Source organism: Gordonia namibiensis NBRC 108229 (genome assembly GCF_000298235.1).
Classification (GTDB): Bacteria; Actinomycetota; Actinomycetes; order Mycobacteriales; family Mycobacteriaceae; genus Gordonia; species Gordonia namibiensis.
Map to the genome: position 1 here is coordinate 17,950 of NZ_BAHE01000022.1, position 17,842 is coordinate 35,791.

General features: G+C 69.0%; 15 protein-coding genes and 1 tRNA gene. 7 read left to right on the plus strand and 9 right to left on the minus strand.

The window, feature by feature from the left end; genetic code table 11:
* Positions 1-40: 40 nt before the first annotated feature.
* Both GONAM_RS13020 and GONAM_RS13025 read right to left on the minus strand, forming a co-directional pair.
* Entirely contained in the window at positions 41-727 is a 687-nt protein-coding gene (locus tag GONAM_RS13020) for a DUF899 domain-containing protein (protein ID WP_006867221.1), read from the minus strand.
* A gap of 76 nt (positions 728-803) precedes the next feature.
* Positions 804-1,985 carry a winged helix DNA-binding domain-containing protein gene (locus tag GONAM_RS13025; RefSeq protein WP_006867222.1) on the minus strand — a complete coding sequence of 394 codons (1,182 nt, stop codon included), beginning with the start codon at positions 1,983-1,985 and terminating at the stop codon, positions 804-806.
* Between the two features lie 491 nt (positions 1,986-2,476).
* On the opposite strand from GONAM_RS13025, the gene GONAM_RS13030 reads away from it, so the two are divergent.
* Positions 2,477-6,229: an NACHT and WD repeat domain-containing protein gene (locus GONAM_RS13030; protein WP_006867223.1), complete on the plus strand. Its 3,753-nt coding sequence runs from the start codon at positions 2,477-2,479 to the stop codon at positions 6,227-6,229.
* Positions 6,230-6,232: 3 nt separating this feature from the next.
* Here the strand turns inward: GONAM_RS13030 and GONAM_RS13035 are convergent, their stop codons facing one another.
* Entirely contained in the window at positions 6,233-7,864 is a 1,632-nt protein-coding gene (locus tag GONAM_RS13035; protein ID WP_006867224.1) for a carboxylesterase/lipase family protein, read from the minus strand.
* 86 nt (positions 7,865-7,950) lie between these two features.
* Here GONAM_RS13035 and GONAM_RS13040 point away from each other — a divergent pair, with 86 nt between their 5' ends.
* Positions 7,951-8,304 carry a hypothetical protein gene (locus tag GONAM_RS13040; protein ID WP_006867225.1) on the plus strand — a complete coding sequence of 118 codons (354 nt, stop codon included), beginning with the start codon at positions 7,951-7,953 and terminating at the stop codon, positions 8,302-8,304.
* On the opposite strand, the gene GONAM_RS13045 is transcribed toward GONAM_RS13040, so the two are convergent.
* The 3 genes from GONAM_RS13045 to GONAM_RS13055 all read right to left on the minus strand — a co-directional run bounded on the left by GONAM_RS13045 (position 8,294) and on the right by GONAM_RS13055 (position 9,408).
* The gene (locus tag GONAM_RS13045) at positions 8,294-8,746 is read right to left on the minus strand and encodes a hypothetical protein (RefSeq protein ID WP_006867226.1); all 453 of its coding nucleotides are present in this window, start codon (positions 8,744-8,746) and stop codon (positions 8,294-8,296) included. The two genes, GONAM_RS13040 and GONAM_RS13045, sit on opposite strands and share 11 nt — an antisense overlap.
* A gap of 149 nt (positions 8,747-8,895) precedes the next feature.
* Positions 8,896-8,970: transfer RNA gene (locus tag GONAM_RS13050), tRNA-Thr, on the minus strand.
* A 51-nt stretch (positions 8,971-9,021) separates the two neighbouring features.
* Positions 9,022-9,408 carry a RidA family protein gene (locus GONAM_RS13055; RefSeq protein WP_006867227.1) on the minus strand — a complete coding sequence of 129 codons (387 nt, stop codon included), beginning with the start codon at positions 9,406-9,408 and terminating at the stop codon, positions 9,022-9,024.
* 167 nt (positions 9,409-9,575) lie between these two features.
* On the opposite strand from GONAM_RS13055, the gene GONAM_RS13060 reads away from it, so the two are divergent.
* The 4 genes from GONAM_RS13060 (at position 9,576) to otsB (ending at position 13,678) form a co-directional block, all read left to right on the plus strand.
* Positions 9,576-11,057 (plus strand): threonine/serine exporter family protein, encoded by a 1,482-nt coding sequence (locus GONAM_RS13060; RefSeq protein WP_006867228.1) that lies wholly within the window; start codon positions 9,576-9,578, stop codon positions 11,055-11,057.
* A 113-nt stretch (positions 11,058-11,170) separates the two neighbouring features.
* Positions 11,171-11,332, plus strand: coding sequence for a hypothetical protein (locus GONAM_RS22775; RefSeq protein WP_005200235.1), 162 nt, complete (start codon positions 11,171-11,173; stop codon positions 11,330-11,332).
* 4 nt (positions 11,333-11,336) lie between these two features.
* Positions 11,337-12,896: an alpha,alpha-trehalose-phosphate synthase (UDP-forming) gene (locus GONAM_RS13065; protein WP_006867229.1), complete on the plus strand. Its 1,560-nt coding sequence runs from the start codon at positions 11,337-11,339 to the stop codon at positions 12,894-12,896.
* Positions 12,893-13,678 carry a trehalose-phosphatase gene (gene otsB / locus GONAM_RS13070; RefSeq protein ID WP_006867230.1) on the plus strand — a complete coding sequence of 262 codons (786 nt, stop codon included), beginning with the start codon at positions 12,893-12,895 and terminating at the stop codon, positions 13,676-13,678. Before GONAM_RS13065 ends, otsB begins: the two co-directional genes overlap by 4 nt.
* Positions 13,679-13,684: 6 nt before the next feature.
* Here the strand turns inward: otsB and GONAM_RS13075 are convergent, their stop codons facing one another.
* Together GONAM_RS13075 and GONAM_RS13080 are read right to left on the minus strand one after the other, a co-directional pair.
* A complete protein-coding gene (locus tag GONAM_RS13075) occupies positions 13,685-14,494 on the minus strand; it encodes a transglutaminase-like domain-containing protein (protein WP_040536437.1) in 810 nt (269 codons plus the stop codon).
* A gap of 69 nt (positions 14,495-14,563) precedes the next feature.
* Entirely contained in the window at positions 14,564-15,691 is a 1,128-nt protein-coding gene (locus GONAM_RS13080) for an ROK family transcriptional regulator (protein ID WP_006867232.1), read from the minus strand.
* Between the two features lie 86 nt (positions 15,692-15,777).
* Here GONAM_RS13080 and GONAM_RS13085 point away from each other — a divergent pair, with 86 nt between their 5' ends.
* Positions 15,778-16,545, plus strand: coding sequence for an SDR family NAD(P)-dependent oxidoreductase (locus tag GONAM_RS13085; protein ID WP_006867233.1), 768 nt, complete (start codon positions 15,778-15,780; stop codon positions 16,543-16,545).
* Here the strand turns inward: GONAM_RS13085 and GONAM_RS13090 are convergent.
* Complete coding sequence (locus tag GONAM_RS13090) at positions 16,542-17,804, minus strand: L,D-transpeptidase (protein ID WP_040536389.1); 1,263 nt, start codon at positions 17,802-17,804, stop codon at positions 16,542-16,544. The two genes, GONAM_RS13085 and GONAM_RS13090, sit on opposite strands and share 4 nt — an antisense overlap.
* Positions 17,805-17,842 lie beyond the last annotated feature (38 nt).

The following is a 17,842-nucleotide window of genomic DNA, read 5'->3' on the forward strand; positions in this document are numbered from 1 at the left end:
GTTGCTGTGAGCCCTGACCTGGGGAGGCGTCGCCCGCGGATCACGCGCCGGGGTCACCGTAGGCGGCGGCGATGGTCTCCGATTCACGCCACCGTGAATATGTGGGGCTCTGGGGCCAGCCGTCGGGCGAGTCCTGCCACTCTTCCTGCCTTCCCCATGGGAGAACATCGATGAGCGAGAAGGTGTAGCCGAGCTGCTCGACCCCCCGGCCGGTTGTGTGCCACGTGCGGTAGACCTTGTCGCCGTCGCGGAGGAAGACGTTGACGGCGAATCCCTCGCCCGGCCCCGCGCCGACGTCGGCGGAGAACGTCGTGCCCTCCGACGAGTACCAGTCCATGCGGTTGCCGACGCGCTTCTGGTAGGCGAGGGCCTCGTCGAAGGGACCGTGGGTGATGATGACGAACCGGGCGTCGTAGTCACCGAGGAAGTCGAGCCGGTCGAACTGCATGGTGAATCCGGTGCATCCCGAACACTGGTAGGTCTCACCGGGAAACCACATGTGGTTGTAGACGATCAACTGGGATCGACCGTCGAAGACGTCGACGAGACGGATCGGCCCGTCGGGCCCGGTCAGGGTGTACTCGGGCATCTCGACCATCGGCAGCCGCCGCCGCTGTGCTGCAATCGCGTCGAGTTCGCGCGTGGCCGCCTTCTCGCGGACCCGCAGTTCGTCGAGGGCCTTCGCCCAGGTGTCATGGTCGGTCACAGGTGGGAGTCGATCGCTCATCGCGGTGCCTTTCGCTCGACGCGGGGTTTTCCGCAGAGGCAGACCGCGGCTCGGGGCTCAACTCATCGCCCTCAACTCATCGTTTCCGCATGTACGGCGCGGCGTATCCGATCTTCATCGATCCGTCGCCGAGCCATGCCGCGAGCTCCTCGGCCCGCTCGTCGAGTTTCCTCCGGGCGTCGGCGGGCAGGGGCTCGAGCGGGTGGATCGCGATCGAATTGTCGTCGCGGCGATACCAGCCGCCGACGATCCGGCCGTCCCACCATGCGGTCTGTCCGCCGTTGCCGACGGAGTCGAAGATGTCCGGACCGTGGTCGCCGAGATAGAAGGCCCGCTCCTTGAAGCCCATCGTCGTGGGGTCGAGTTCGGGTAACAGCACGGCCTGTGGCTCGCAGTCCTCGTCGGTGCCCAGGTCGTCGGGCAGCACATGTCCGATGCCGCCCCCGTCCAGATCGACCTCGACGGTGCCGAGATCGGCGAGCGCGGCCCGCACCGCGGTCTTGGTGGAGCCGAGCCACCACACGAGATCGGTCTCGGTCCCCGGCCCATAGGTGCGCAGCCAGCGTTCGACGAGCGCCCGGTGACCGTCATGCACACTCGGCGCATCCAGGGTCTCGCCGAGCCACACCTTCATCGACGTCCACGCCGGGCGGGAGAGATGCCAGTCGAGTCGGTTGGGTCCGCGGACGATGTCTCCGGATGCGTCGAGCATGTTGAGCACCCGCGGGCCGAAGTGACTCTTCCCCGCCCACGACCTGCCCTCACCGAAGGTGATCGAGCCCTCCAGGACGGGCAACCGGGCACGCAGTTCGGTCGACGTGAGCGACTCACCGCCGGCGAGTTCGGTGAGGACCGCGTCCCGCGCGGTGTCGATCCAACCCTCGGGGTCGTCGACGTCGGGACTGCGACGCAGATCGCGAAGCATGTTGGTGCGCTCGGAGGCGGTGATCCGGGGCCCGAGCGCGCCGATCGCCTCGGCGAGGACGTCACGAGGGAAGGCGAAGAGAGTTCGCCGCATCGCGAGATGTTTGACGAGGCTCCGGTCGTCGTAGAGCGCGGTGTCGATATCGGCACGGGTCAGACCGTCGACCCGCGCCCACGCGGACAGATAGACCGTCGACGGGGTGGTGGCGTGGAGACCGACCATCGTCGCGGCCGCCTCGACGACGGACCCGGCCCGCGACGCGGCGTCGAGGTGCATGCGGCGCATCAACCGGGATCGGCGCGCGGTGTCGGTGATGCGGGGGCGCACTGGCATGCCGCGATCCTAGTGAGCCGACGCGAGGATCCGGGAACAGCGGCGAGCCCGGAGAAGAAGAGGGGAAGCGGGTGCCGGAGACCGGCCGACCCCCATCGACCCGGTGCCCGGCACCCGCCCGGTTGCGTGGGCCGGACGACACACAGCCCCCGACGGGCAGTGCCTGAGAACACCTCCGTGTGTCCTGCGACCAACGCATCCTTGCGCTCCCGACCCCCGTCAGGAACGCCCACCAAGGAGACCCCACCCCGCGACCGGAGTACAGCGCCGGTCCGGAACGAGAGACGAACACCGAGGTCAGCGGGCAAACGGACTATCCGGTCCGGACACGGCCGAACCCAGTTCCGGAGGCGTTCAGGTCAGATGACCTGATGACTCGATCCCGACGTGGCCGTCGCCACCATCGCCCCGCCGGCAGTGGCGCACCGGGGTCGCGTGTCGCATGATGGACCGGTCGATCAGTCGGACGGTCAGAGCGTGGAGTCGGGTGAGTGGATTTTGGTGAAGCGCTCGCGCGCCTTTTCGTGCAAGCGGGACGCCCTACCCTCCGAGCGGCGGCGGCCCGGGCCAAGGTCTCCGCGCAGCGGATCAGCGACTGGCGGAACGGCCGACACCTCCCCCGCGACTTCGCGACCGTCGAACCTCTCCTCGTCTGGCTGACGTCCCGCGCGGTGGCGGCGGGCGTCGTCGAGGTCCTCACGATCCCCCAGTGGAGAGACCTGTGGGACCGACACCTGAATCAGGAGGCGCCGGGTACCCCGGAGCCGCCCGCCCAGCACTCCCGCCCCTACGCCGGACTGGCGCCCCTCACCGCCGCCGACAGCGAGCTGTACTTCGGACGCGACGACCTCGTCGGCACGCTCGTCGACACGATTCTCACCGCCGGCTCGGAGCCCGCACCGCTGTCCCCGGCCTCCCGGCTGGTCGTCGTCACCGGGGTGTCGGGCTCGGGGAAGTCGTCGTTGCTGCGTGCCGGCCTGGCCCGCGACCCGCGGATCTCGACCCCGCGCCTCGCCGAGGTCACCCCGGACGGTCTCTCCATCGCCCCACCCGTCGACGGCGAGATCGACGCAGTGGTCGTCATCGACCAGTTCGAGAACGTCTTCTCGCTCCCCGACGAGCTGCGCTCGACCACGATGCGCGAGGTCGAGGAACTCTCCGCCGACACCGTCGTGGTGGTCGGCATCCGCGCGGACTTCTTCAGCCAGTGCGTGGAGTACCCCGTGCTGGCCGATGCCTGGCAGCACCGCTGCGTGATCGTCTCGGAGATGACGCGCACGCAGCTCCGCGAGGTCATCACCGCCCCGGTCCGCCTCGCCGGCGGGCGCATCGAGGCAGGCCTTGCCGACGTGATGATCACCGACCTCTACGAGGCGTCGACGGTCGGGGATCGCGCCGGTCGGCTTCCGTTGCTGGCCCACGTCCTGCAGGCCACCTGGGCACGACGCTCCGGCAACCGCATGACGCTGTCCGGTTATCGCGCGACCGGCGGCATCGCACGCGCCGTCGCCGACACGGCGGAGGCCGCCTGGGAGGCCATCGCCCCCGAACATCGCGACCTCGCCCGCGCGGTCCTGCTGTCGATGGTCCACGTCGGTCCGGCCGGGATCGCGCTGCGCGTGCCGCTGTCCACCTCGACCCTCAGCAGCCGCTTCCCGCCGGAGGTCTCGACCGTCATCGACGAGTTCGCGCAGGCCCGCCTGCTGACGGTGTCCGCGGAGTCGGTGATGCTCGTGCACGACGTGGTGCTGACCGCGTGGCCGCGTCTCGCCACCTGGATCGCCGACGACTCCGACACCCACGTCTGGTGGCAACAACTCGACGCCGACACCCAGTCGTGGGTGGCCAACGGCCGCAGCCGCTCATTCCTCTACACCGGCTCGCGACTCGACGACGCCAAGAGCCACCGCGAAGCGCTGCGCAGCAACTACGTACACCTGCTGAGCAGGGAGAACGACGAGTTCCTCGACTCCGCGGTCGCGATGCAACGACGCCGCCGGCTGTTGCAGCTGGGTGCCGTCGCGGTGATCGTGATCCTTGCGATCTCGGCGTCGATCATCGCGGTGTTCGGGTTCCGGCAGGCGCACGACCTCCGGCAACAGCGCAACGCCGCGGAACGGGCGGCCCTGCTGTCCCACATCGACAGCACGGAGCACTCCAACCCGTCGCTGGCCGCGCGCCTGCTGCTCGTCGCCCATCAGCTCTACCCCGACGACCCGACGATCGCCGGTCATCTGCGCGGCGCGGCCACCAGCCCGCTCGCGACGCAGGTCACCGGCCACACCGGACCGGTCTACGACCTGGCCTTCGACCGGACCGGCCGCCACCTCGCCTCGGCGAGCGGCGACCGCACGGTCCGCATCTGGGAGAGCACCGACGCCACCCCGAGGTATCGCGAGGTGGCAATTCTGCGCGGCTTCGGCAACTACGTCACCTCCACCGCCTTCCACCCCACCCGACCGTTGTTGGTCACCTCGAGCGGCGACGGCGCGGTCCGGATGTGGGACCTCGCCGACCCCGGTCGCCCAGTGCTGCGCGACACGGCATCGCTCGGTCGCGGCACCGTCTACATGGCCCGCTTCTCCGCGGACGGCCGGACGCTCGCCGCCTCGTCGGACGACGGTTCCATCACCGTTTTCGCGGTGCCTCCGACAGGAACCCTGCGCGAAACCGCCGTGCTCCGGGGCCACGGCGCCGCCGCACGCACACTGTCCTTCAGCCCCGACGGGCAGCTGCTGGCGAGCGGCGGGGACGACCGCGTCGTACGGCTGTGGACCACCGGCGAGAAACCCACACCCGTCGGCGAGCCGATCACCGGCTTCCCCAGCATCACGCACGCGGTCGCATTCAGCCCGGACAGCCGTTCCCTGGCCGTCACCGGCGACAGCCCGAACGCTCAACTCTGGGATGTGACCGAACCGGAGTCCCCGCTGCCGCTCAGCACCTCGCTCCCGACCGCGACCGCGGGTTCCTGGTCCATCGCCTTCGACCCGAACGGTTCGCAGGTCGCCTCGGCCCGCGCCGACGGCATGGTGCGGGTGTGGAACACGACAAACCGGGCTTCACCGACGGCCCAGTGGGCGCTGCAGACCGCGTCGGAGCAGGGTTCGGTCCGTACCTTCTCGGCCACCTTCGACCCGACCGGTGAGCACCTGGTGTCCGGGCGTTCCGACGGGACGATCGACGTCTGGTCTCTGCCCGACCGTTCGGTCCCCGACCGCGGCGGCACGATCAGCGGGGTCGCCACCGACCCGGCGCAGCGCATCCTCGCGACCGTCGGCTCGGACACCACCCTGAACGTGTGGACCCTGGACGACGGCGAGATGTCGTTGCGTTCACGCACTCCCATCCAGCGGCGGGTCAACGACCACCCGCGCGTCTCGGTCAACGAACGCGGCACCCTCGCGGCGACGGCCAACAACAATGGCGGTCTCGTCGAACTGTGGGACATCCGCGACCCGGACACCCCACGGGCCGCGGCCCGGTTGCCCGTCTCGACGCGGTACTCGTTCCCGGTCGCCTTCGCCCCCACCGGCGACGTCCTCGCGACCGGTGACACCGACACCACGATCGCACTGTGGGACACATCCGATCCCACCTCGCCGAGTCGGATCGGCGCTCCCCTGCGCGGCCCCGCCGACCTCATCCGCAGCGTCGCCTTCAGTCCCGACGGCACCCGCGCCGCGGTGACCTCCGACGACAAGCGGATCTACCTCTACGACCTGGGGTCCGGCAACCCCGACCCGGTGACGGTGATCTCCGACGACACCCCCGTCACCCAGGCGGCCTTCGACGATGACGGGGAGGTCCTCGTCGTCGCGGCCCGCGACCTGTCCACCTGGCGACTACCGACGACGGACACCGCCGGCGAGCCCGAACTGATCGATCGCCACGAGGACATGTTCGCCAACACGCTGTCCATGTCGCCCAACCGGATCGCAGTCGGCACATCCACGCACGAGCTGATCAGCTTCGCGCTCGGCGACGACGGCACACTCGACGATCGACAGTCGGTGGGGACGCTGCTCAATTCGACCGACACCACCACGACGTGGCAGGTCCCGGTCCGGTTGCCCGCGGACGACGAGATCCTCGCCGGCGGCGACACGACCGGCAGCGTCTATGTGCACACCCTCGACGTTCCCGACGCCCGCGAATGGGTCTGTGCGAACACGGTTCCCATGACCGAGGCGCAACGGGCGGCGTACCTGCCCCACGCCTACCTCAAGGGCGATTGCGACTGACGCTCAGCGGAAGCTGAGCACCTCATCACCCCAGGCCTCCCAGAGATCGCCGTCGAGGTTCTGCACCACCCGGTCCTCGGCGTCGATGCGCAACACGGGACGGCGGCCGGTGTCGTAGGTGGGCCACTCGTCGCCGGGCGACCCGGTGTCGGGTGCGCGACCGTGTGCGAAGGACGTCCAGCGGCGGATCAGTCTCTGCGACACGGCTTCTCCGTGTTTGCGGCCGCCCAGGAGGAAGGTGATGTCCCGCGGACCCGCACCCAGGTTCCCCCACACATAGGGCACCTCGGTGGCGTGTGCGGCACCGAGGCCCAGCAGCCGGAACATCCTGGTGGTCCAGTCATAGCGGTACACGTAGACGGGAGCCCGGCGCGCGTGGGCGTCGGCGAGCCACAGCGTCGGCATGCGGAAGGCGACGTCGCGGGCCACGCCCAGCCCGGTGACCTTCGGCCGCAGACCCGAGTACGCCGAGAGCACCTGCGCGCGTTCGGGTAACACGATGTCGGGATACTCCTCGCGCATGCCGGCGAACATCCGCTCGATCTCCTCGGCGGTGATCGGCATGAGCGGCGACTTCATGTACTTGAAGAGATTCGCCTCGTCGCGGTTGGTCCCGATGATCAGCGGCACGGGCAGTGCCCGACCGTCCCGGTAGGCGTCGAGGGGATGGTCGGGCAGCAGGTCGCCGTCGACGACCGGGGCGAAGGCGATGGTGCCGGGCGATTCGGTGGGCACCTTCGCGAACAGTTCGGTGGTGAGCGTCGAACACCTTGTGGCTTCCAGGGATTCGAGCTGACCCACCACCGCCGCCGAGTCACCCGTGTCCTCGATCCCGGCGGCGTCGAGCAGCATGCGCGCGACGCGGGCGGCCCGGTCGGCGCCGTACATCGACGTCACCGGCGAACTCTGGGCGATGGCCCGGCCGAACAACCCCTCGGCGGCGGGCATCGTCAGCAGCGCGGTGACGAGGCCGGCGCCCGCCGACTCGCCGAACACGGTCACCTTGTCGGGGTCCCCGCCGAAGGCCGCGATGTGGTCGCGGACCCACGCCAGCGCGGTGAGGACGTCGCTGAGCCCGACGTTGGACTCGAAGCGCGGATCGATCGACGACAGGTCGGCGAACCCCAGGACGCCCAGCCGGTAGTTCAGCGTCACGATCACCACGTCACCGGTGGACGCGAGCGCCGCACCGTCGTAGTACGGCTGGCTACCCGACCCGAGGACGTACGCCCCGCCGTGCAGCCAGACCATGACCGGCAGCGCGACGGCGTCGTGGGCATGGGTCGAGGCACCCGGCGGCGTCCACACGTTGAGGTAGAGGCAGTCCTCGTCCATCACGACATCCGGGCCGAGCCGGACCGCGGGATTGAGTTCCTGCGGGCAGACGGCCCCGAACGAGAAAGCGTCGACGACGGTATCCCGACTCCCGTCCTCGTCGGGCGTGAGTGGCCGGGCGCGACGCCATCTCAGTTCGCCCAGCGGAGGTCTCGCATACCGGATTCCGCGCCAGACGTCGGCGCGGTCGCCGGCGACCCCGCGGTAGGTACCGAGTGCGGTACGCGCGAGCGGCTCCGCGCCGGTGGGAGTCGGGGTCGTCTCGGCCACGGCAGAGGTACCCGGTTCATCGTGCTCCATCCGTACATCCTGCACCGACAGTTCGTTTCCGGGCACACGTTCCCGCGTGACGGGAATGTCGAGGACCTGCTGGGTAGAGTACGAGCATGGATGTACTACGCCACGTCGTAATTCTTTTCCACATCGTCGGCTTCGCCGTGACCTTCGGTGCCTGGTTCTCACAGGTGGCCGCCCGCGAGTTCCGCTTCACCCGGGTCATGGACTACGGCATCGGGCTGTCGCTGCTCACCGGTCTGGCACTGGCCGCACCGTGGCCCGCCGGAATCGAACTCAACTACCCGAAGATCGCCATCAAGCTGGTGATCCTGCTCGTGCTGGGCGCGATCCTGGGTATCGGCAGCGCTCGTCAGAAGCGCACCGGCGAACCCGTTCCGCGGGCGCTGTTCTGGACGGCGGGCGCACTGTCGCTGCTCGCCGCCGGACTCGCCGTCATCTGGTGACCATCTCCAGGCGATAGACACACATCGTCGGTTCGGGCCGGACGGTGACCAGATCGTGGTTCGTCTTCTCCGCGGGACGGCCGAACGCACCGACATGGGTGATGATCCGGAAGGACACCACCCGGTCACCGTCCGGAGTGTGCGCGACGATCTGACCGATCGACGATTCCCTGACCTCGGACCCGGCGCCAGAGTTCCGCAGCTGCTCGACGAGCCCCGCTGCGGAACCGGCGTCGGGCGAGTCGTCGCACAACCGGTCCAGCGCCGATTCGACGCGCGTGGTGTCGGTGGGCGAATAGCTCAGGAGATCGACGATCATCCGGCGGGCGTACTCGACGACGGCCGCGTCGTCGACCGGCGTCTCCTCCTCCGGCTCGTCCGAACGCACCGCGAAGACGACCATCTCGGCGACCAGCAGGGCCACTGCCGCGGCGAAACCCACCAGCCACCACGGTGTGCGGCCGCGGTGTCGCGACGGGGACGGAACGGGCCCGGAGACAGGAGAGGCCCCGGGCCGCGGCGAGGACCATCGACTCTCTGGTCTGGTGTGACCGTTCGTCATCTGGCTCCCCCCGCGGGCCGAGGCCCTCGTGGAGCCCCCTGTCAGGATTGAACTGACGACCGCTCGCTTACAAGGCGAGTGCTCTACCACTGAGCTAAGGAGGCGTGCGTGCGCGAGTATATCCACCGCGCATGCGACGGTCCCAGCGGACCCGGTCAGCCCGGGATCGCGGCGACCGCCTCGATCTCCACCAACTGGTCGTCGTAGGCCAATACCGAGACCCCGAGCAGGCTGCCGGCCGGCTTGTGCTCGCCGAAGGCCGCCGTCACCGCATCCCAGGCGACCACGAGGTCGGCCTGGAGGTGTTCGGCGACGAAGACGGTCACCTTGGCGACGTCGGACAGCGATGCACCGGCCTCGGCCAGCGCCGCCTCGAGGTTCGCCATGCACTGCCGTGCCTGTTCGCTGACGTTCCCCGGGGCGACGGTGACGCCCTGCTCGTCGATCGGCGCGGCGCCCGCGGTGAAGACGAGACTGCCGGGGGCCACTGTCGCACTGCGGGTGTGACCTTCGAGGGGACCGTTGATCTGCACTGATGACATGCCGCGATCCTAGAGGGCGGTGGAGTACCTACAACTCCGCGTGACATCGGCCGTGTCTGGGTAGTTCACATGTGAGATCGATTCGGTGCCAAGATCGAAGCGGCAGTCACCGATGACCCACGACTTCCGACCGAACGCGAATGCTCGACTGACACAAGGAGGCTTGCGTGCGCGAACAGATCGGCCGTGCGCTTCGTCGACTCACCGGAACCCGGCAGGCGACGATCGACACGATCGAACCCGGCAGCATCATGGTGTCGCCGCGCAAGCCGATCGAACCGTTCGACGTCGCGGCGATCACCGAGGTCCTCGACCTCGCCACCAAGATCGGCGCGGTCCTGCTCGACTCGGGTACCGGCGCGATCGACACGCAGACCCAGATCAAGTTCGTCGCAGGTGTTTACGGCCTCGAGGACGTGGACGTCGACGTCACCTACAACACGATCGTCGTCAGCGCGCGACGCGGCGCGACGCTCCCGCCGATCACCACGATGGAGCAGGTCTACTACCGCTCGATGGACTTCACCCGGCTCGCCCAGGTGGACCGCCTCGTCCGGCGCATCCGCGACTCCGGTATCACGCCGGCGACCGCTCACCGCATGGTCGACGAGATCATCACGGCCCCACACCCGTACCCGCACTGGGTCGCGACGGTCGCCTGGGGCGCGATGGCGTCGGGCATCTCCGTCCTGCTCGGCGGCCAATACCTCGTCGCCGCACTGGCATTCCTGACCACGGTCGCGATCGTCGTCATCAACCGGAACCTGAACCGGATCGGTACGCCGATCTTCTTCCAGCAGCTCACCGGCGGGTTCATCGCCGTCGTCCCGGCGGCCCTCGTCTTCGGCGCGGCCGAGACACTCGGTGTCCAGATCGCGCCCTCACAAGTCATCGCGGCAGGCATCGTCGTCCTGCTCTCGGGACTGTCGCTGGTCGGTTCGGTGCAGGACGCCATCACCGGCGCCCCGATCACCGGCGTCGCCCGCTTCTTCGAACTCCTGCTCATGACCGGCGGCATCATCGCCGGCGTCGGTGTCGCGATCCGACTGCTCGAGGCCGGCGGAATCTTCCTGCCCACGATCACCACCTCGACCAGCTTCGAGGCCGTCGAGTTGCCGGTACGGGTGGTCGCGGGCGCCTTCGCCGCCTGCGCCTACGCAGTTGCCAGTTATGCCGAGACCCGCGCGCTCGGAGTCGCCTTCCTCGGCGGCCTCATCGGCACCGCGGTCGCGGCGTCGGCGACCTTCACCACCGTCGGCGACGTGATCGCCAACGGACTCGCCGCGGCCTTCGTCGGCCTGGTCGGTGGCCTCCTGGCCCGTCGCGCGCTGACGCCGCCGCTCGTCGTCGCGGTCGCCGGCATCACCCCTTTGCTCCCGGGTCTCGCGGTCTACCGCGGCCTGTACGGAATCCTCAGCGAGCAGACGCTCAGCGGCTTCACCTGGATCGCCAACGCCCTCGCCATCGGCTGCGCGCTGGCCGCCGGCGTCACCCTCGGTGAGTTCGTCGCCCGGTCGCTGCGCCGCCCCCAGCTACCGCCGCGACCCGACTGGAGTCTGCGGCGCCGCCTCCTCGCACAGCGCGAGGCACGGGAGAGCCGCACGATCCGCCAGAACCGTCGGTGGCCGCCCCCACCGCGGCGGTTCTGAGCACCCCCGCGACCCGGGTAGAATGGCGAATCGGGCGCGCCACCCATCGGCCGCTCCAGCCCGCACGGCCTCGAGCCACACCGCGACACCGCACGCACTACGAGGGGACTCACATGCCCGCGAAGACCACCGACATCGCCGACGAAGAACTGGAACCGGTAGCCGACGAGACCGCCAATTCGGCGCGTCGCGTCGTGGCCGCCTACGCCACCGACGCCGACGAGTGCCGGATGCTGCTCGCAATGCTGGGGATCGCGCCGGGCGAGAACGCCTGATCCGGTGACGCCGCGACCGGCTGGAACCGGGACCGCCCCCTTCCACGACAACGAGTCCGGGGAGGGGCCGAACCGGGCTGCTCCGCACGACGGCGCCGAGTTCGTCGTCGTCGCCAACCGTCTGCCCGTCGACAAGGAGGTCCTGCCCGACGGCACGGTCAACTGGAAGCGGAGTCCCGGTGGCCTCGTGACCGCGCTCGAACCGATCCTGCGCGCCAACACCGGCGCCTGGGTCGGCTGGTCGGGTATCCCTGATTCCGACGACAATCCCCCGGACATCGAGGGCATCGACATCCATGCGGTGCCCCTGTCCACACAGGAGATCGCCGAATACTACGAGGGCTTTTCCAACGCCACGCTGTGGCCGCTCTACCACGACGTCATCGTCAAGCCGGAGTACCACCGCGAGTGGTGGAACACCTATGTCGAGGTGAACCGGCGGTTCGCCGAGGCCGCGTCGCGGGCGGCCGCCGAAGGTGCCGTGGTGTGGGTGCAGGACTACCAGCTCCAGCTGGTCCCGAAGATGCTGCGCATGCTGCGGCCCGACGTGAAGATCGGCTTCTTCCTGCACATCCCGTTCCCGCCGGTGGAACTGTTCATGCAGATGCCGTGGCGCACCGAGATCGTCGAAGGCCTGCTCGGCGCCGACCTGATCGGTTTCCATCTCCCCGGTGGTGCGCAGAACTTCCTGTTCCTCGCCCGCCGGCTCGCCGGCCAGGCCACCAGCAAGGGCACCGTCGGCGTCCGCTCGCGCTTCGGAGTGGTGCAGGTCGGCTTCCGCACCGTGCGGGTGGGCGCATTCCCGATCTCGATCGATTCCGGCGAGCTCGCCGCGAAGGCCAAGACCAAGAAGATCCGTGACCGGGCCGCGGAGATCCGCCGCGAACTCGGCAACCCCAAGACGATCATGCTCGGCATCGACCGGCTCGACTACACCAAGGGCATCGACGTCCGCCTCAAGGCGATCTCGGAGTTGCTCGACGAGGAGCGGCTCGACGCGTCCGAGACGGTGATGATCCAGCTCGCCACGCCGAGCCGGGAGCGCGTCGAGAGCTACAAGCGGATGCGGGCCGGGATCGAACAGCTGGTCGGCAACATCAACGGCAACCACAGCCACACGGTGAGCCGGCCGGTCGTCCAGTATCTGCACCGGCCGGTGCCGCGCGACGAGCTGATCGCCTTCTTCGTCGCCGCCGACGTCATGCTGGTGACACCGTTGCGCGACGGCATGAACCTCGTCGCCAAGGAGTACGTCGCCTGCCGCAGCGATCTGGGCGGTGCGCTGGTCCTCAGCGAGTTCACCGGCGCCGCAGCTGAATTGCGTTCGGCCTATCAGGCCAACCCCTACGATCTCGACGGCGTCAAGGACGCGATTGTGGCGGCGGTGAACCAGAGCGAACACGAAGGACGACGCCGCATGCGTGCGCTGCGCCGTCAGGTGCTCGCCCACGACGTCGACAAGTGGGCCCGGAGTTTCCTCGGCACGCTCGGGGAGAACTCGGAGACCGAGTTGGAACCGAACCGCGGTGTTCACCTGGTCGAAGACTCCCTCGACAATTCATGAGCGACACCGGGATTCCCGCAGATCTGCGTGAGGCTCTCGGCACGGCCGCGCGCGCACGACGCCTCCTCGTCGCGTCGGATTACGACGGCTGCGTGTCGCCGATCGTGTCACGCCCGGAGGACGCGATCCCGAATCCGGCATCGATCACCGCGCTCGAGGCGGCCGCAGCATTGTCCGACACCGAGGTCGCGGTCATCTCGGGCCGCGAACTCGCCGTCCTCGCAAGCCTGTCCGGCCTGGGCGCACCGGTGACGCTGGTCGGGAGCCACGGGAGCGAGTTCGACACCGGGTTCGCGGTCGAGGTGACCGACACCGCACGCGCCCTCCTCGTCCGGATCATCGGCGAATTGCGGGACATCTCAGCACGTTTCCCGGGTTCGACGGTGGAGACGAAGCCGGCGAGCACCGTGCTGCATGTACGCAACGCCGATCCCGATGACGCCGTGGCGGCACTCGAGGCCGCACGGTCGGGTCCCGGCTCCTGGGAGGGTGTGCACTCCACCGAGGGAAAGAGCGTGCTCGAACTCGCGGTCATCGAGACCAGCAAGGGACACGCGCTCGACACCCTGCGGGAGCAGCTCGGCTGCGATGTGGTCATCTACCTCGGCGACGACGTCACCGACGAGAAGGCCTTCGCGCACCTGCGGCCCGAGGTCGGAGACATCGGCATCAAGGTCGGCAAAGGTGCCACCGCAGCCGGATTCCGCATCGAGGACACCGACGACGTCGCCGCCGTCCTCGATCACGTGGCCACCGAACGCCGAGCCGCGCTCGACGCCTGAACCGGCTCAGCCGATCATGACCCGGGCGGTCGCGTCGTCGTAGGGCAGTTCACCGCGAACGGTCGCGGTCACCTCGTATTTGTTGAGCGTGATCGTGCCGCGGTGATTGTCGAGGAATGCGGTGTCCGCGGCGTCGCGCCCGGTGGCGATACGTACCAATGACTGCCGCGGGGCCAGGCGCGTGCTGTCGACGACCACCCATTCGCCGTCGATGATCGCCTCGGCAACAGCGTGGAAGTCCATCGGTGAACATCCGGGTGCATAGACGGCGACGAGCCGCGCCGGGATGTTCAGCGCACGCAACAGCGCCACGACGAGGTGTGCGTAGTCGCGGCACACGCCCGCCCCGGCGAGCAGGGTGTCGGCTGCTCCGTCGATGGGATCGCTGGCACCCGGGATGTAGTTGAGCCGCTGCTCGACGAACGTCGCCACCTGATTGAGGAGTTCCCCCTCCGGCAACGACAGGTCGAACTGACCGGCCACGAAGCCGAAGAACTTGTCGCACTCGGCATATCGGCTGGGACGCAGGTATCGCGACCGGTCGGTGCTCTCCACCGGGATCGGGTTCGCAGCCGTCAGGACCTCGGCGGTGTAGTCGATGGTCAGCAGTCCACGGCCGAGCTGCATCCGGTGGATGCGCGACCCGTGGTCGGCGACGAGCTCCTCGACGTCGACCGGGCTGCCGTCCAGCTCGATCTTGAGTTCCTCGGCCAGTTGCAGGCCGGGCAGCTTCGCCACCGTGATCTGCATCTCGAGTTCGGTCGGGTCGTCGATGCTCACCTCGAGGCGTGCGGAAACATCGCGGGGCAGGGTCATGCCCCCACCGTAGGTGATGAAGCCCAGCACGGCACACAGGGCGGTTCCCGCTCGGAGACGGTCTGCCCGTCAGAGGGTGGCGACGGCGGCGATCGGATCGGCGTAGATGACACTCAGCGCAACCACGACCGCGGCGCTCTCCTGTACGTGCACACCGAATCTCGACGGCGCGATCTCCAGCGGCCGGTCGAGTGTCGAGGCCTCGTCGAATGCTGCCTGCACCGGTGCGAGCCCGTGCGGATGCGCCGCGAACGCGTCGCCGGCGACGACGATCGTGTCCGGGTTGATCACGTCGCGGATCATCGCGACCGCCTCTCCGAGCACCCGCGCGCGTTCGTCGACGATGCGCGACGAGTCCGGATCGATGCCGAGGCGATGGGCTGCCGCCAGTGCGGCGTCGTCGCCGATGACGTTCTGCAACCGGACGCGGGTGTGTCCCGGGGCGAGCACCGGCGCGGAGACGGGCAGATGCGCGATTGTCCCGGCCCCTCGCTCCGGGACGTGCACCCGGCCCTCGAGAGTCATTGCCATGCCTGCGGTTTCGCGGGCGTAGAAGAACAGTCCGGTGCCGGTCGCGTCCCGCGGCCCGCCCAGCAACAGTTCTGCTGCGGCCATCGCCTCAACGTGTTCACACACCGACACCGGGGTGCCGAGTCGGCCCGCAAGGGTTTCGCCCACCGGGAGTTGATGCCACCCGAGAACTCGGTGATCCACCACACCCGTCTCCGCGTCGACCGCACCGCCGAGCGCCACCCCACCCCACAGCAGGCGGCGTCCGCTGAACCGGCCGGCGAGCTCGGCGAGTTGCGTGCACAGTTGCTCGATCGCCTCCTGCTGGTCACCCGACGGGGTGAGCACGGCGTGGCTGTGCAACGTGCGTCCACCGAGATCCGCGATGACCAGGACCGAGCGCCGCGCACCGATGTGCAGTCCGGCGACGCACAGCGAATCCCGGTCGATGGTCAGCGGGTTCTTGGGCCGGCCAATGGTTTTCGGTCCCGCGAGATCGGGCCGTTCGGCGACGAGACCGTGGGCGGCGAGCGCATGGACCTGCCGGTTGATCGTCGCGGCGGACAACCCGGTCGTCGAGGCGAGCTGATCCCTGGTCACCGGTCCACCGACCCGGATCGCGTGCAACACCGCGGCCGCCGGAGTGGACGTCAGTTGCAGCGCCGCCGGGATCACTCCCCCACGCATGCGACGAATGTAGCAGTGCGCGAGTGCACGCAGAGGCGCACGGCAGCCTCATGGGCGAGGTGCGGTAGGCGTCGTAAGGTGGGCCCATGAGCCCTGACACCGCCACCGCCCAGACCACCGACCAGCGACCGATCGCCGTCGTCACCGGCGCGAGTTCCGGGATCGGTGCCGCCACTGCTCGTCAACTCGCGAAGCAGGGTTACCACGTGGTGCTCGGCGCACGACGCGTCGATCGCGTCGAGGCGCTCGCCGCCGAGATCGGCGGAACCGGAAAGCAGCTCGACGTCACCGACGAGGACTCGGTCGCCGCGTTCGTCGAGGGCCTCGACCGCGTGAACGTGCTTGTGAACAACGCCGGCGGCGCCAAGGGCCTCGACCCGGTGTCCAACGCGAACTTCGACGACTGGCGCTGGATGTGGGAGACCAACGTCATGGGGAGCCTGCGGATCACCAAGGCCCTCATCCCCGCACTGATCGCATCCGGGGACGGACTGATCGTCGCCATCACCTCCGTCGCCGCACTCGAGGCCTACGACAACGGCGCCGGCTACACCTCGGCCAAGCATGCGCAGGCGATCACCCACCGCACCCTGCGCTACGAACTGCTCGGCGAGCCGGTGCGACTCACCGAGATCTGCCCGGGAATGGTCGAGACCGACTTCTCGCTCGTGCGTTTCGAGGGCGACCAGGAACGCGCCGACGCCGTCTACGAGGGCCTGACCCCGCTGACCGCCGACGACGTCGCCGAGGTCATCGGCTTCGTCGCGTCCCGCCCGCCGCACGTGAACCTCGACCAGATCGTGCTCAAGCCGCGCGATCAGGCGTCGGCACGACGGAACATCAAGACCGGCTAGCGGGGTGCGGGGACGTTGGAGGTCGGGGCGCCGCTCGGCGTCGCCGGCACCGACGACTCCGTCACCTCGCCCTTGATCGCCGACATGCCCTGCCAGGTCTCCCAGTCGAAGATCCAGTCGTAGATGTCACCGTCGGCCTCCGACAACGGGATTCGCGTACCCGAGACCTCGACCGGGTCGCCGTAGACGGCCACCCGGAAGTAGCGTTCGGCGTCGGCCTCGGACAGGTTGATGCACCCGTTGGTGACGTTCGCGGCACCCTGCACGTTGACCGTCTCCGGGTTGGCGTGGATGAACTCGCCGTTGTTGGAGATGCGCACGGCCCAGCGTTCCCGGAGGTTGAAGTAACCGGCGGCCGGGTTGCTCATGAAGAACTCTTCGTACTTCTCGGTGACCACGTGGATACCGGAACGGGTGACGTTGCGGTCGAGGTCGCCGCCGCCGTAGCTGCAGGGCAACGACATCAGTTCGGCGCCGTCGCGCACCACGACGATGCGGTGCGAGGACTCCACGGCCTTCACGACCTGCGCGCGGCCGATCGAGAAGTCGCTCGTCACGTCCGCGGCCCCATAGGCGCCGCCACCGTGGTCGAGGCCGTACAGCTTGGCGTCCATGTGCACCTTGGTGCCGGGAGCCCAGTACTCGCGGGGACGCCAGTGGACGCGTGAGCCGTTGTCCTCGCCGAGCCACGCCCACGATCCCTCGGTGGGCGGCGTCGTCGTGACGGTGAGCGCACGCTCCACCGCCTCCTTGTCCTCGACGGTGCCGTTGAACTTCAGGATGATCGGCGCGGCGATGCCGACCTCCTGGCCGTCGCCGATGTTGACCACGACGTTCAGCTGACTCGACGGTTCGAGGGTGGTGAAGCTGCCGGTGACCGGCACGGTCTTCCCGTCGGTCCCGAGAGCCGTTCCGCTCCAGGTGTATTCGGTGCCGTACCCCAGCGGCTCGGCGATGGTGTAGCTCGTGCGGTCCTCCGACAGCCGCCCGTTGACCACCCGCCCGCGGGGGTTCGTCAGCTTCACGTCGGGGTTGAGCGTGCCGTCCTCGGCCTGCACCGAGATCTCGGCGATCGGGCTGGGCGCCTCCCCGTCGAGCGGAGGGGTGAAGGTCAGACGGACCTTCGGTTCGTCTGGTTTGCCGCCGCGGCCGCCCGGGCCGGCATCGGAACCCGTACACGCCGCGATCGCGACACCGAGTACGCCGACCCCGGCCGCGGCGAGCACAGCGCGTCGGTTCACCGGGGCCTGAGAAGTCATCACCCGCACAAGCCTACCGATCTGCGGTGATCGTTCAC

Bases quoted from the DNA above. Each gene is read 5' to 3' on its own strand.
- GONAM_RS13035 (WP_006867224.1), bottom strand. From the start codon at position 7,864: ATGGAGCACGATGAACCGGGTACCTCTGCCGTGGCCGAGACGACCCCG.
- GONAM_RS13025 (WP_006867222.1), bottom strand. From the start codon at position 1,985: ATGCCAGTGCGCCCCCGCATCACCGACACCGCGCGCCGATCCCGGTTG.
- GONAM_RS13040 (WP_006867225.1), top strand. From the start codon at position 7,951: ATGGATGTACTACGCCACGTCGTAATTCTTTTCCACATCGTCGGCTTC.
- GONAM_RS13090 (WP_040536389.1), bottom strand. From the start codon at position 17,804: ATGACTTCTCAGGCCCCGGTGAACCGACGCGCTGTGCTCGCCGCGGCC.
- GONAM_RS22775 (WP_005200235.1), top strand. From the start codon at position 11,171: ATGCCCGCGAAGACCACCGACATCGCCGACGAAGAACTGGAACCGGTA.
- GONAM_RS13080 (WP_006867232.1), bottom strand. From the start codon at position 15,691: ATGCGTGGGGGAGTGATCCCGGCGGCGCTGCAACTGACGTCCACTCCG.
- GONAM_RS13020 (WP_006867221.1), bottom strand. From the start codon at position 727: ATGAGCGATCGACTCCCACCTGTGACCGACCATGACACCTGGGCGAAG.
- otsB (WP_006867230.1), top strand. From the start codon at position 12,893: ATGAGCGACACCGGGATTCCCGCAGATCTGCGTGAGGCTCTCGGCACG.
- GONAM_RS13085 (WP_006867233.1), top strand. From the start codon at position 15,778: ATGAGCCCTGACACCGCCACCGCCCAGACCACCGACCAGCGACCGATC.
- GONAM_RS13075 (WP_040536437.1), bottom strand. From the start codon at position 14,494: ATGACCCTGCCCCGCGATGTTTCCGCACGCCTCGAGGTGAGCATCGAC.
- GONAM_RS13055 (WP_006867227.1), bottom strand. From the start codon at position 9,408: ATGTCATCAGTGCAGATCAACGGTCCCCTCGAAGGTCACACCCGCAGT.